General features: G+C 58.9%; 9 protein-coding genes. All 9 read right to left on the reverse strand.

The window, feature by feature from the left end:
- Nucleotides 1-55 precede the first annotated feature (55 nt).
- A complete protein-coding gene (locus PMI37_RS22375) occupies nucleotides 56-1,036 on the reverse strand; it encodes a peptide ABC transporter ATP-binding protein (protein ID WP_008085266.1) in 981 nt (326 codons plus the stop codon).
- A complete protein-coding gene (locus tag PMI37_RS22380) occupies nucleotides 1,036-2,004 on the reverse strand; it encodes an ABC transporter ATP-binding protein (RefSeq protein WP_008085268.1) in 969 nt (322 codons plus the stop codon). Before PMI37_RS22380 ends, PMI37_RS22375 begins: the two co-directional genes overlap by 1 nt.
- A gap of 10 nt (nucleotides 2,005-2,014) precedes the next feature.
- Nucleotides 2,015-2,941, reverse strand: coding sequence for an ABC transporter permease subunit (locus PMI37_RS22385; RefSeq protein WP_008085271.1), 927 nt, complete (start codon nucleotides 2,939-2,941; stop codon nucleotides 2,015-2,017).
- Between the two features lie 11 nt (nucleotides 2,942-2,952).
- On the reverse strand, nucleotides 2,953-3,963 hold the full coding sequence (locus PMI37_RS22390) for an ABC transporter permease subunit (RefSeq protein ID WP_008085273.1): 1,011 nt from the start codon (nucleotides 3,961-3,963) through the stop codon (nucleotides 2,953-2,955).
- Nucleotides 3,964-4,036: 73 nt separating this feature from the next.
- Nucleotides 4,037-5,632 (reverse strand): ABC transporter substrate-binding protein, encoded by a 1,596-nt coding sequence (locus PMI37_RS22395; protein ID WP_008085274.1) that lies wholly within the window; start codon nucleotides 5,630-5,632, stop codon nucleotides 4,037-4,039.
- Between the two features lie 77 nt (nucleotides 5,633-5,709).
- The gene (locus PMI37_RS22400; protein ID WP_008085277.1) at nucleotides 5,710-7,086 is read right to left on the reverse strand and encodes an OprD family porin; all 1,377 of its coding nucleotides are present in this window, start codon (nucleotides 7,084-7,086) and stop codon (nucleotides 5,710-5,712) included.
- 174 nt (nucleotides 7,087-7,260) lie between these two features.
- Nucleotides 7,261-8,859: an ABC transporter substrate-binding protein gene (locus PMI37_RS22405; RefSeq protein WP_008085279.1), complete on the reverse strand. Its 1,599-nt coding sequence runs from the start codon at nucleotides 8,857-8,859 to the stop codon at nucleotides 7,261-7,263.
- A 301-nt stretch (nucleotides 8,860-9,160) separates the two neighbouring features.
- Nucleotides 9,161-10,786, reverse strand: coding sequence for an ABC transporter substrate-binding protein (locus PMI37_RS22410; RefSeq protein WP_008085281.1), 1,626 nt, complete (start codon nucleotides 10,784-10,786; stop codon nucleotides 9,161-9,163).
- A gap of 260 nt (nucleotides 10,787-11,046) precedes the next feature.
- A complete protein-coding gene (locus tag PMI37_RS22415; protein WP_045123240.1) occupies nucleotides 11,047-12,648 on the reverse strand; it encodes an ABC transporter substrate-binding protein in 1,602 nt (533 codons plus the stop codon).
- Nucleotides 12,649-12,873 lie beyond the last annotated feature (225 nt).

Below are 12,873 nucleotides of genomic sequence, written 5' to 3' on the forward strand. Positions count from 1 at the left end.
CAGCCTCGTTTCACTCGACAGCTCCTACAGGTTTTGTGTAGGTCTCCAGTTTTGCTTACGCCGCGCCGTCGAGGAATTGCTCGGCGTAGTGGCAAGCCACCTGCCGGCTGTCGAGCTGGCGCAACAACGGCTCTTCAGTGCTGCAACGCTCGGTCGCGTACGGGCAGCGCTTGTGGAAGGCGCATCCCGACGGCGGGTTCAAGGGGTTGGGGAGTTCGCCGACAATCTTGATTTTCGGCTTGTTCGGGTCCGGGTGAATGGTCGGGGTCGCCGACAGCAGCGCCTGGGTGTACGGGTGCAGCGGACGCTCGTAGATGTCGTTTTTCGGCCCCAGTTCCACCGGGCGACCGAGGTACATCACCATCACGTCATCGGCCACGTGCTGCACCACCGCGAGGTTGTGCGAGATGAACACGTAAGCGGTGTTGAACTCCTGCTGCAGATCCATGAACAGGTTGAGTACCTGCGCCTGAATCGACACGTCCAGTGCCGAGGTCGGTTCATCCGCCACCAGCACTTTCGGTTGCAACATCATTGCGCGCGCCAGGGCGATACGCTGGCGCTGACCGCCGGAAAACATGTGCGGATAACGCTGATAGTGCTCAGGGCGCAAGCCGACCTGCTTCATCATCGCCTGGACTTTCTCGCGACGTTCGGCAGCGCTCAGGTTGGTGTTGATCAGCAGCGGCTCGCCGAGCTGGTCACCGACTTTCTGCCGTGGGTTCAACGACGCGTACGGGCTTTGGAAGACCATTTGCACGTCTTTGCGCAGCTGCTTGCGCTGGGCCTTGTCGGCGCCGGCGACTTCCTGGCCGGCGATTTTCAAGGAGCCGGACGACGGGTCTTCAATCAGCGTCAACGCGCGGGCGAGGGTGGATTTACCGCAGCCCGATTCACCAACAACGGCGAGGGTCTTGCCGGCTTCCAGTTCGAACGACACGCCGTTCAGTGCGCGCACGGTCGCGTGGCCCTTGAACAGGCCACGGGAGACTTCATAGTGACGGGTCAGGTCGCGGGCGGTAAGTACGACGGCCATTACGCCACCTCCTGGTTCAGCGGGAAGAAGCAGCGGGCGAGGCTGTGGGCTTTCGGATCAAGGCCTGGACGCTGCGCACGGCAGCTGTCCTGCACGTAGGGGCAGCGCGGCGACAGCAGGCAACCCTGCGGACGGTCGTAACGGCCCGGAACGATGCCCGGCAAGGTCGACAGACGTGCGGCGCCGAGGCTGTGCTCGGGAATCGCCTTGAGCAGCGCTTCGCTGTACGGGTGCGCCGGGATGTCGAACAGTTGCGGTACTTGGCCGACTTCAACGGCTTGCCCTGCGTACATCACGCAGACGCGCTGGGCGGTTTCAGCCACGACCGCGAGGTCGTGGGTGATCAGCACCAGGCCCATGTTCTGTTCTTTCTGCAACGCCAACAGCAGATCCATGATCTGTGCCTGAATCGTCACGTCGAGTGCCGTGGTCGGTTCGTCGGCGATCAGCAGTTTCGGTTCGCCGGCAATCGCCATGGCGATCGCAACGCGCTGGCTCATACCGCCGGACAGTTGATGCGGGTAGGCGTCCATACGGCTGGCGGCGCCGGGGATTTCAACTTTTTCCAGCAGTTCGATCGCACGTTTACGCGCCTGCTTGCCGGACATTTTCAGGTGCAGACGCAGCACTTCTTCGATCTGGAAACCGACGGTGTAGCTCGGGTTCAGCGCGGTCATCGGGTCCTGAAAAACCATCGACAGGTCTTTGCCGACGATCTGCCGACGCTGACGATTGCTCAGCTTGAGCATGTCTTTGCCGTCAAAGCTGAGCGAGTCGGCGGTGACGATGCCGGGATGCTCGATCAGGCCCATCAGCGCCATCATGGTCACGGATTTACCCGAACCCGATTCGCCAACGATGGCCAGTACTTCGCCTTTGTCGACTTTCAGATCGAGGCCGTCGACCACCGGGGTCGCGGTCTTGTCGCCGAAGCGAACGTTGAGATTCTTGATTTCTAGCAGTGACATGGGAATCTCCTCAGGCGGCGTTCTTGAGTTTCGGGTCCAGCGCATCACGCAGACCGTCGCCCATCAAGTTGATTGCCAGCACGCTGAGCAAAATGGTCAAACCAGGCAGGCTCACCACCCACCAGGCGCGTTCGATGTAGTCGCGGGCCGAAGCGAGCATGGTGCCCCACTCAGGGGTTGGCGGTTGTACGCCAAGGCCGAGGAAGCCCAGTGCGGCGGCATCGAGAATCGCCGAGGAGAAACTCAAGGTCGCTTGAACGATCAGCGGCGCCATGCAGTTCGGCAGCACGGTGATGAACATCAGGCGTGGCAGACCGGCACCGGCCAGGCGCGCGGCGGTCACGTAGTCGCGGTTCAGTTCGCCCATCACCGCGGCACGGGTCAGACGCACGTAGGACGGCAGCGAAACCACAGCAATGGCGATCACGGTGTTGATCAGGCCAGGGCCGAGGATGGCGACAATCGCCACAGCCAGCAGCAGCGATGGCAGGGCCAGCATGATGTCCATCAGACGCATGATGGTCGGGCCGATCATCTTCGGAAAGAAACCGGCGAACAGACCCAGCAGAATCCCCGGAATCAGCGACATCACCACCGAAGACAAGCCGATCAGCAGCGACAGGCGCGAGCCCTGGATCAGACGCGACAGCAGGTCGCGACCGAGTTCATCGGTACCGAGCAGGAACTGCATCTGCCCGCCTTCGAGCCACGCCGGTGGCGTCAGCAGGAAGTCGCGGTATTGCTCGCTCGGGTTATGCGGTGCCACCCAAGGGGCGAACAGCGCGCAGAAAATCACCAGCAACATGAACAGCAGGCCGGCAACCGCGCCTTTGTTCTTCGAGAAGGCTTGCCAGAATTCTTTGTACGGCGACGGGTACAGCAGGCTTTGATCCGCGTTGGTGGCGGAAGTCGCTACTGAGGAAGTTGGAGTGCTCATTGGATTGGACCTCAGCGCTGATGACGGATGCGTGGGTTGGCAAAGCCGTAGAGGATGTCCACTACGAAGTTGACCAGAATCACCAGGCAGGCGATTAACAGGATGCCGTTTTGCACAACCGGATAGTCCCGGGCGCCGATGGCTTCGATCAGCCATTTACCGATGCCGGGCCAGGAGAAAATGGTTTCGGTCAGGACGGCACCCGCCAGCAGGGTGCCGACTTGCAGGCCGACCACGGTGAGTACCGGAATCAGCGCGTTACGCAGACCGTGGACGAACACCACGCGCGACGGCGACAGGCCTTTGGCCTTGGCGGTGCGGATGTAATCTTCGCGCAGCACTTCGAGCATCGACGAACGGGTCATCCGCGCGATCACTGCCAGCGGGATGGTGCCGAGTACGATGGCTGGCAGGATCAGGTGATGCAGCGCATCGAAGAACGCACCGACGTCATCGGCCAGCAGCGTGTCGATCAGCATGAAACCGGTGCGCGGCTCGATGTCGTAGAGCAGGTCGATGCGCCCGGAGACCGGCGTCCAGCCCAGGCTCACCGAGAAGAACATGATGAGGATCAGGCCCCACCAGAAGATCGGCATCGAATACCCCGCCAGGGAGATGCCCATCACCCCGTGGTCGAACAGGGATCCTCGCTTGAGTGCCGCGATCACACCGGCCAAAAGGCCCAGGATGCCGGCGAACAGCAGGGCGGCCATGGACAGTTCCAGGGTCGCCGGGAAAAGGGAGGTGAACTCGGTCCATACGCTCTCACGCGTACGCAGGGATTCGCCGAGATCGCCGTGGGCCAGTTTGCCGATGTAGTCCAGATACTGGGCATACAGCGGCTTGTTCAGACCTAGGCGTTCCATTGCCTGAGCGTGCATTTCGGGGTCGACCCGACGTTCGCCCATCATCACTTCCACGGGGTCGCCAGGGATCATGCGAATCAACGCGAAGGTCAGCAAGGTGATGCCGAAAAACGTGGGGATCAACAACCCCAGTCGGCGGGCAATAAAACTAAACATCTTGTGTGGTACCTCATCAGCCGGTTAGGCGTGCCCGGCTTCCCTGGGGTCAGGGAGGCCGGGAGTTTCTTATCTACTTCACCTGGGTGGTGGCGAAGTTATTAGTGGTGAGAGGGCTGATGTGATAGCCCTCTACATTCTTGCGCATTGCGGTAAACATCCTGGTGTGGGCCATGCTGATCCATGGCTGATCCTGATTAAACAGCACTTGAGCCTGTTCGTAGAGCGCGGCGCGTTCGGCCGGATCTACTTTAGCCCGTGCTTCATCCAGCAGTGTCTGGAATTTCTCGTTGCACCAGCGTGCATAGTTCTCGCCGTTCTTGGCCGCTTCACAACTGAGCATAGGCGTCAGGAAGTTATCCGGGTCACCGTTGTCGCCCGCCCATCCGGCCGACACCATGTCGTGTTCGCCGGCCTTGGCGCGTTTAAGCATCTCGCCCCATTCCATCACGCGGATGTCGACCTTGATCCCGACTTTCGCCAGGTCAGCCTGCATCATCTGCGCGCCGAGCATCGGATTCGGGTTGGTCGGCCCGCCGCCGTTGCGGGTAAACAGGGTAAACACGGTGCCGTCAGGAACCCCGGCTTCCTTGAGGAGGGCACGGGCCTTGTCGAGGTCGCGTGGCGGGTTTTTCAGGTCGTGGTTGTAACCCAGCAGCGTGTCCGGGTACGGGTTGACCGCAACGGTTGCATTGCCCGGGCCAAACAGAGCGTTGACGTAAGCCGCTTTGTCGAAAGCGATATCGATCGCCTTACGCACGCGCACGTCGCTCATGTATTTGTGCTGAGTGTTCATGGCGATGTACGAAACGGTCATGGCGTTCAGTTCATCGACCTTGAGCTTGTCGTCTTTCTTGATGCTCGGGATGTCATCCGGTTTCGGGTACAGCGCGATCTGGCACTCGTTGGCCTTGAGCTTCTGCAGGCGCACGTTGTTGTCGGTGGCGATCGCCAGGATCAGCGCATCGGCCGGTGGCTTGCCACGGAAGTACTCAGGGTTGGCCTTGAAGCGCACCTGTGCATCCTTGGCGTAACGCTGGAAGATGAACGGGCCGGTGCCGATCGGCTTGTTATTCAGGTCGCCAGCCTTGTTGGCCTTGAGCAACTGGTCGGCGTATTCAGCGGAATAGATGGCCGTGAACGGCATGGCGACGTCGGCGAGGAACGGTGCTTCGCGACGCGTCAGGGTGAACTTGACGGTGCTGTCGTCGACTTTCTCGACGCTTTTGAGCAGTTCCTTGAAGCCCATGCTTTCAAAGTACGGGAAGCCTACGCTCGACAGTTTGTGCCACGGGTGATTCGGGTCCAGCTGACGCTGGAAGCTCCAGACCACGTCGTCGGCGTTCATGTCGCGCGTCGGTTTGAAGTATTCGGTGGTGTGAAACTTGACGCCTTGGCGCAGGTGGAACGTGTAGGTCAGGCCGTCTTCACTGATGTCCCAGGTGTCTGCCAGCGCCGGTACGATCTCCGTGGTGCCGGGCTTGAAGTCGACCAGACGATTGAAGATGGTTTCGGCCACCGCATCGGCAGTGACTGCAGTTGTGTACTGGACCATATCGAAGCCTTCCGGGCTGGCTTCGGTGCAGACCACCAAGGGTTTGGCCGAGACGCCCAGGGCGGCACTCAGCAAGGCGGCAGCGATGGCCGCACGTAGGGGAAGCATTTTCATCGATAACCCTCTGCAATCGGTTGAAGACAAAAAACCGCACGGCCGACTCTTCATGAGTCAGCCGACGGTTGGCGTTTTTACAGGATGTTGAACGGGATAGTGGTCACGAGACGGAACTCGTTGATGCTGCCGTCAGCCTGGTTTTCGCTGGCGCGGTGGGTGGTGTAGGTCGCGCGGATAGTGGTGGCCTTGAGCGGGCCGCTCTGCACGGCGTACGAAGAGCCGATGCCGTATTCGTAATGGTGTTCGCCGTCCATGCTGCGCACGTCATAAGCGGTACCGACGTAGTGAGTACCGTCGATGCCCCAGCCGCGAGCGCTGTAGGCGTTGAACTTCAGGCCCGGAATGCCGTACTCGGCCATGTTGATGCCGTAGGCGATCTGGAAGGATTTCTCGTTCGGTCCGTTGAAGTCCGACAGCAGGGAGTTGGCCAGGTAGATGCCGTTGGTTTCGTGCAGGTAGTCGAAGTACTCGTTACCGTTCACTTCCTGGTACGAGAAGGTCAGGGTGTGTGCCTGGTGAGTCAGACCGAACGACAGCGAGTAGGTGTCGTTGTCGATCTCGCCCATCAACTTTTTGCCTTCGTCGACGGTCTTGTAGTAGTTCAGGCCGGTGGTCAGGCTCAGTACCGAGCTGTCGCCCAGTTCGTGAGTGGCGCCGAAGTAGTACTGGTTCCAGAAGTCTTCAGCCTGGGTCGCGTAGAGGCTGGTTTTCAGGCTCTTGAGCGGCTGATAGTTCACGCCTGCAGTGTTGACGTGGTCGGTTTCGACACCGGTGTTGCTGTATTCGGTGCGGAATTTCGACAGGCTCTGTTCGGTACGTGGCGACACGCGGTCGAAGGTCGCGAGGTCGAACGACAGGTTGTCGAATTCTTCACTGTGGATCGCCACACCCTCGAAGCTCGAAGGCAGCGGACGGTTGCCGATGACGTCGACGATCGGGCTGCTGAAGTTCATGCGGCCGGCAGTCAGGGTGGTGTTGGAGATACGCGCCTTGACGTTGGCCAGACCCAGTTTGCTCCACTGATCGACGGCGTCGCCGTTGGAGTGGGCGAGGGTACGGTTGGAACCGCCCTTGATGTCTTCGCGGCTGCGATCCAGTGCGATGGCGTTGTAAGCCGCGACTTCGGTGCTGATCCCCACGGTGCCTTGGGTGAAGCCCGAGGTGTAGTTGAGGATGGTGCCCTGAACCCAGTTGATCCGGCGCGAGCCGGTCAGGGTTTCGCCGTGGCGTTCATAGCTGAAAGTGCCGCCGCGCTGTTTGTCTTCGTTGGCGTACCAGTTACGGGTCGAACCCGACAGGCTCTGGCCATCGATGAAACCCTTGGCTTCGGATTGGGCGCTGGTGCTGGCCAGTTGCGTCGGAATGAAGTCCTGGCTGACGCTTTCAGCATGGGCCCCGGCGGTGATGCTGCTGATGGCCAGGGCCAGTATCGCGGTGTTGCTCAGTTTCATGGGTGAAGCTCCTTTACTTTCTTTTTATGCCGGCTTTTTTGGGTTGGCCGGTTATTGGTTTAGAACTCATTCACACATCGCAAACGTTTGCAGAAGGCCGGATGGGCGAATTTCGGCAAAGCGCTTGCGTGAGGGGGTAGACAGCCCCCTCAGCGTTGCGGCTAATCGGTTGGTTTAATCGATACTGACACCCGAGAAAACGTTGCGACCGAACGGGCTGACTTTGAACCCTTCGATTTTCGTGCTCAGCGGCTGGTTGACCGTCGAGTGGGCGACAGGCGTGATCGGCACTTGCTGTTTAAGCAATTGCTGGGCCTGTTTATAGAGCACGGTGCGCTGGTCACGGTCGGTGACGACCTTGGCCTCTTTGATCAGCTTGTCGTAAGCCGGATCGCACCACATGGAATAGTTGTTGCCGCCAATGGCGTCGCAGCTGTACAGCGTGCCCAGCCAGTTGTCCGGATCACCATTGTCACCGGTCCAGCCGATCAGGCTGATGTCGTGTTCGCCGTTCTTGGTGCGCTTGATGTACTCGCCCCATTCATAGCTGACGATCTTCACTTTCAGACCGATCTTGGCCCAGTCCGCCTGGAGCATTTCGGCCATCAACTTGGCGTTCGGGTTATACGGACGCTGCACCGGCATCGCCCACAGGGTGATTTCCGTGCCTTCCTTGACGCCCGCAGCCTTGAGCAGCTCTTTGGCTTTTTCCGGGTTGTAGGCGGCGTCTTTGATGGTGTCGTCGTAGGACCACTGGGTCGGTGGCATGGCGTTGACGGCCAACTGACCGGCGCCTTGATAAACCGCGTTGAGAATCCCCTGTTTATTCACCGCCATGTCCAGCGCCTGGCGCACTTCGAGCTGGTCGAAAGGTTTGTGCCGGACGTTGTAGGCGATGTAGCCGAGGTTGAAACCCGGCTTGGAGATCAGTTGCAGTTTTGGATCGTTCTTCAACGCTTCTACATCGGCGGGGCGCGGATGCAGAGTGATCTGGCACTCGCCGGCCTTGAGCTTCTGCACGCGCACCGAAGCGTCGGTGTTGATGGCGAAGATCAGGTTGTCGAGTTTGACCCGGCTCGGGTCCCAGTACTGCTTGTTGCCGGTGAAGCGGATGTTCGAGTCTTTCTGATAACTCTTGAACACGAACGGCCCGGTGCCGATCGGCTTCTGGTTGATGTCGCTCGGTTTGCCATCGGCCAGCAGTTTGTCGGCGTATTCGGCGGACAGAACGGCGGCGAAGCTCATGGCGAGGTTCTGGATGAACGCGGCGTCGACGCTGTTGAGCGTGAACTCCACGGTCAGCGGCCCGGTCTTTTCGACCTTGGCGATGTTCTTGTTCAGGCTCATCCCGTTGAAATACGGGAACTCGGTGGGATAGGCCTTACGGAATGGCTGCTGTGGATCAAGCATGCGATTAAACGTGAACAACACGTCGTCCGCGTTGAAGTCGCGAGTCGGCTTGAAGTACGGCGTTGTATGAAATTTCACACCTTCACGCAGGTGAAAGGTGTACTTGAGACCGTCCTCGGAAATATCCCACTTGGTTGCCAGACCCGGGACGACATTGGTTGCGCCTTTTTCGAACTCGACCAGACGGTTGTAGATCGGTTCGGCGGCGTCGTTGTCGGTCGCGGTGGTGTATTGCGCGGTATCAAAACCCGCCGGGCTGCCTTCGGAACAGAACACCAGGCTTTTGCTGGCGGCGAAACTGGCGGACGAGACGGCCAAGAGACCGGCGCCCAGCAATGCGGAAAAAACCAAGGTATGGCGCATGACGCTCCCTCTTTTTTTTAGTGTTGTGCAATGCGCCGCGTCTCGTCCTGAAACGTTGTGGTCGCATTGAGCTCAATCCAATACGTACAGCAAACCGTTGGCCCACGCAGGCACTGGTCAGAACCCGACGGTAGGGGCCGCGGGACTGGCAGTAAATGCGTAAAAGCCTGAAAACCTCGTAGGAAAAGTCGACGCGCCTAGACCGTTGCAGTGACCCGCAGTGGAATTGGCTGTAAGAAAATTCCTAACTTCCCGGCAGGTAAAACAGCGGCGACGTCATGAACGTCGCCGCTGTGATGCCTTATTTGCTGACGCTGACGCCGTAGAAGGAGTTCAAGCCGAATGGGCTGATCTTGAAATCCTGCACGTTGGCGCGCATGGGTTGGTACACCGTCGAGTGAGCGATAGGTGTCATCGGGACTGCATCTTTGAGGACGTGTTGCGCCTCTTTGTACAGTTCGGTGCGCTTGCCTTGGTCGGTTGTGCGCTTGGCTTCTTTAACGAGGCCGTCGAACTTCTTGTCGCACCACTTGGAGAAGTTGTTGCCGCTGAGCGAGTCGCAGCCGAACAGCACGTTCAGCCAGTTGTCCGGATCACCATTGTCACCGCTCCAGCCAATGAGCATGGCCTGGTTCTCGCCACCTTTAGAGCGCTTGATGTACTCGCCCCACTCATAGCTGGTGATCTTCACTTTCAAGCCGATCTTGGCCCAGTCGGACTGGAGCATTTCGGCCATCAGTTTGGCGTTCGGGTTGTATGGACGCTGCACCGGCATCGCCCACAGAACGATTTCGGTACCTTCCTTGACGCCAGCTTCCTTGAGCAGCTGCTTGGCTTTCTCAGGGTCGTACTTGGCATCTTTGATGGTGGTGTCGTAAGACCACTGGGTTGGCGGCATGGCGTTGACCGCCAGTTGGCCCGCGCCCTGGTAAACCGAATCGATGATCTGTGGCTTGTTCACGGCCATGTCCAGCGCCTGGCGTACACGCAGGTCAGCCAGCGGGTTTGGCTCGTTGCTGTCCTTGACCTTGTCCATCACGTTATAGGCGATGTAGCCGAGGTTGAAGCCCGCCTGATCAGGCATCTTCAGAGACTTGTCTTCTTTCAGCGCTTTCAGGTCGGCCGGACGCGGGAACAGGGTGACCTGGCACTCGTTCTTTTTCAGCTTCTGAATACGTACCGACGGGTCGGTGGTGATAGCGAAGATCAGGTTGTCGATCTTCACGTCATCCGGCTTCCAGTAGTCCTTGTTGCCGGTGTAACGGATGTTGGAGTCTTTCTGGTAGCTCTTGAACACGAACGGACCAGTGCCGATCGGCTTCTGGTTGATGTCGGCAGCTTTGCCTTCCTTGAGCAACTGAGCCGCGTACTCGGCGGACTGCACGGAAGCGAAGCTCATGGCCATGTTCTGGATGAACGCCGCGTCGACTTCTTTCAGGGTGAACTTGACGGTGTGGTCGTCGACTTTATCGATCTTGGTGATGTTGGTGTCCATCCCCATGTCGGTGAAGTACGGGAATTCGGTCGGGTACGCCTTACGGAACGGGTCATCCTTGTTAATCATGCGATTGAAGGTGAACAGCACGTCGTCGGCGTTGAACTCACGAGTCGGCTTGAAATATGGGGTGGTGTGAAACTTGACGCCTTCGCGCAGGTGGAAGGTGTACGTCAGGCCATCATCGGAAATGTCCCACTTGGTCGCCAGACCAGGAATCACGGCGGTGCCGCCGCGCTCAAACTGGGTCAGACGGTTGAACATGGTTTCAGCTGAGGCGTCGAAGTCGGTTCCGGTGGTGTACTGGCCCGGGTCGAAACCGGCCGGGCTGCCTTCGGAGCAGAACACCAGGTTAGTCGCAGCGGATGCGAAAGGTGCGGAGGCTAACAAGCCTGCGCCGACTAGAAACGGAATGACCGCGTGTTTAAGCATGTTGGCCTCATGATTTGTTGTCATTTTTTAGTTGTGAGGTACGACCTCGTGAGTCGTGCCTGCGGATACTTATGCAGGGGCCATACCCATTGCAAGATCCAGAGTGTGAGCGAGCGTTAAACGGTGGCACGTACGTACCTTAATGTCGCATCTGTATAACTTTTGACGCATTTGACCGTTTGCGCGTGGTTTTTAAGGTGCAAACGAAGCCCCAAAACGGTGCGCCGGTCACGTTGTGCGCGCCGCGTTGGGGCTTGGTGTTACTTATTTATACCCACACCGTAGAAGGGGGTTAGACCGAACGGGCTGATCCGGAAGTCAGTGACTTCCTTGCGCAGTGGCTGGAACACCGTGGAGTTGGCGATCGGGGTGATCGGCACCTGCTGTTTAAGAATCAACTGGGCCTGTTGATACAGTTTTACCCGCTGCGTCTTGTCGGTGGAGACTTTGGCCTGCTGCACCAGCTTGTCGTAGGCCGGGTCGCACCATTTGGCGTAGTTGCTGCCTTTGACCGCCGCGCAGCTGTAGAGCACGCCGAGCCAGTTGTCCGGGTCACCGTTGTCACCGGTCCAACCATAGATCATCGCGTCGTGTTCGCCATTTTTTGCACGCTTGATGTACTCGCCCCATTCATAGCTGACGATGTTGGCCTTGATGCCGATTTTCTCCCAATCCTGTTGGATCATCTGCGCTGACATCCGCGCATTCGGGTTCGAGGCGCGCTGCACCGTCATTGCCCAAAGGTTGATGGTTGTACCCGGTGCAACCCCTGCTTCTTTCAGTAGCACCCGGGCTTTGACCGGATCGTAAGGCGCATCCTTGATGGTCGGGTCATACGACCATTGCGCCGGCGGCAAGGCGTTTTGCGCCAGCTGGCCGGCACTCTGGTAGACGGCTTTGATGATCGCCGGTTTGTCGATGGCCATGTCCAGCGCCTGCCGCACTTTGAGCTGGTCGAGGGGGGCGTGGGTGGTGTTGTAGGCGAGGAAGCCGAGGTTGAATCCAGCTTGCTTGAGCACGCGCAGGTTCGGGTCTTTTTCCATCACTTCGATGTCGGCCGGGCGTGGGTAGCCGCTGACCTGGCATTCGCCGGCCTTGAGCTTTTGCAGGCGCACGGCGGCGTCCGGGGTGATCGAGAAGATCAGGTTATCGATTTTGACGTCTTCGGGTTTCCAGTAGGCCTTGTTAGCGGCGTAGCGGATTTGTGAATCCTTCTGGTAGCGCTTGAACACGAACGGGCCGGTGCCGATGGGTTTCTGGTTGAGGTCGGCGGCTTTGCCTTCCTTCAGCAGTTGGGTGGCGTATTCGGCCGATTGCACCGAGGCGAAGCTCATGGCGAGGTTTTGCACGAACGCGGCGTCGACGTTGTTGAGGTTGAAGCGCACGGTCTGATCATCGAGTTTTTCGACCGATTTGATTGTGGTGTTCAGGCCCATGTCGGTGAAGTACGGGGATTCGGCCGGGTAGGCCTTGCGGAAGGTGTTGTCCGGGTCGAGCAGGCGCTGGAAGGTGAAGAGGACGTCGTCGGCGTTGAAGTCGCGGGTGGGTTTGAAGTAGTCGGTGGTGTGGAATTTTACGTTTTGGCGCAGGTGGAAGGTGTATTGCAGGCCGTCAGCGGAGACGTCCCATTTTGTTGCCAGGCCGGGTTCGATGTCGGTGCCGCCGCGCTGGAATTGTGTGAGACGGTTGAAGACGGTTTCGGCGGAGGCGTCGAAGTCGGTGCCGCTGGTGTATTGGCTGGGGTCGAAGCCGGCCGGGCTGGCTTCGGAGCAGTAGACCAGGGTGGTGGCGGCGTTGGCGATCGGGGCTATGGCTGTTAGTGCGAGGGTGATTAATAGTGGTTTGAGGGTGGATCTTGGCATGGGGTCCCCGGGGAATCGGCGGTGGTAATCGTGGAAGAGTAGCTGGGGCGGGGGCGTTGGCGGAAATATCGTTTTTCCTGTTGGAGTGTCTATCTCGGTATATGTAGGGGCTTTTTCGGGTACATATCCGTTGCTGCGGTAACGGCTGCTTAGGGTTCCGCCCTTACGGCGGGTCACTTTTTCCAGACGCCGAAAAAGTAACCAAAAACGCTTGCTCCTACGTGC

This window comes from Pseudomonas sp. GM80, from assembly GCF_000282515.1.
In the GTDB taxonomy this organism is placed as follows: Bacteria; Pseudomonadota; Gammaproteobacteria; order Pseudomonadales; family Pseudomonadaceae; genus Aquipseudomonas.

Coding starts and splice junctions, on each gene's coding strand:
- PMI37_RS22375 (WP_008085266.1), bottom strand. CDS start 1,036: ATGGCCGTCGTACTTACCGCCCGCGACCTGACCCGTCACTATGAAGTC.
- PMI37_RS22380 (WP_008085268.1), bottom strand. CDS start 2,004: ATGTCACTGCTAGAAATCAAGAATCTCAACGTTCGCTTCGGCGACAAG.
- PMI37_RS22385 (WP_008085271.1), bottom strand. CDS start 2,941: ATGAGCACTCCAACTTCCTCAGTAGCGACTTCCGCCACCAACGCGGAT.
- PMI37_RS22390 (WP_008085273.1), bottom strand. CDS start 3,963: ATGTTTAGTTTTATTGCCCGCCGACTGGGGTTGTTGATCCCCACGTTT.
- PMI37_RS22395 (WP_008085274.1), bottom strand. CDS start 5,632: ATGAAAATGCTTCCCCTACGTGCGGCCATCGCTGCCGCCTTGCTGAGT.
- PMI37_RS22400 (WP_008085277.1), bottom strand. CDS start 7,086: ATGAAACTGAGCAACACCGCGATACTGGCCCTGGCCATCAGCAGCATC.
- PMI37_RS22405 (WP_008085279.1), bottom strand. CDS start 8,859: ATGCGCCATACCTTGGTTTTTTCCGCATTGCTGGGCGCCGGTCTCTTG.
- PMI37_RS22410 (WP_008085281.1), bottom strand. CDS start 10,786: ATGCTTAAACACGCGGTCATTCCGTTTCTAGTCGGCGCAGGCTTGTTA.
- PMI37_RS22415 (WP_045123240.1), bottom strand. CDS start 12,648: ATGCCAAGATCCACCCTCAAACCACTATTAATCACCCTCGCACTAACA.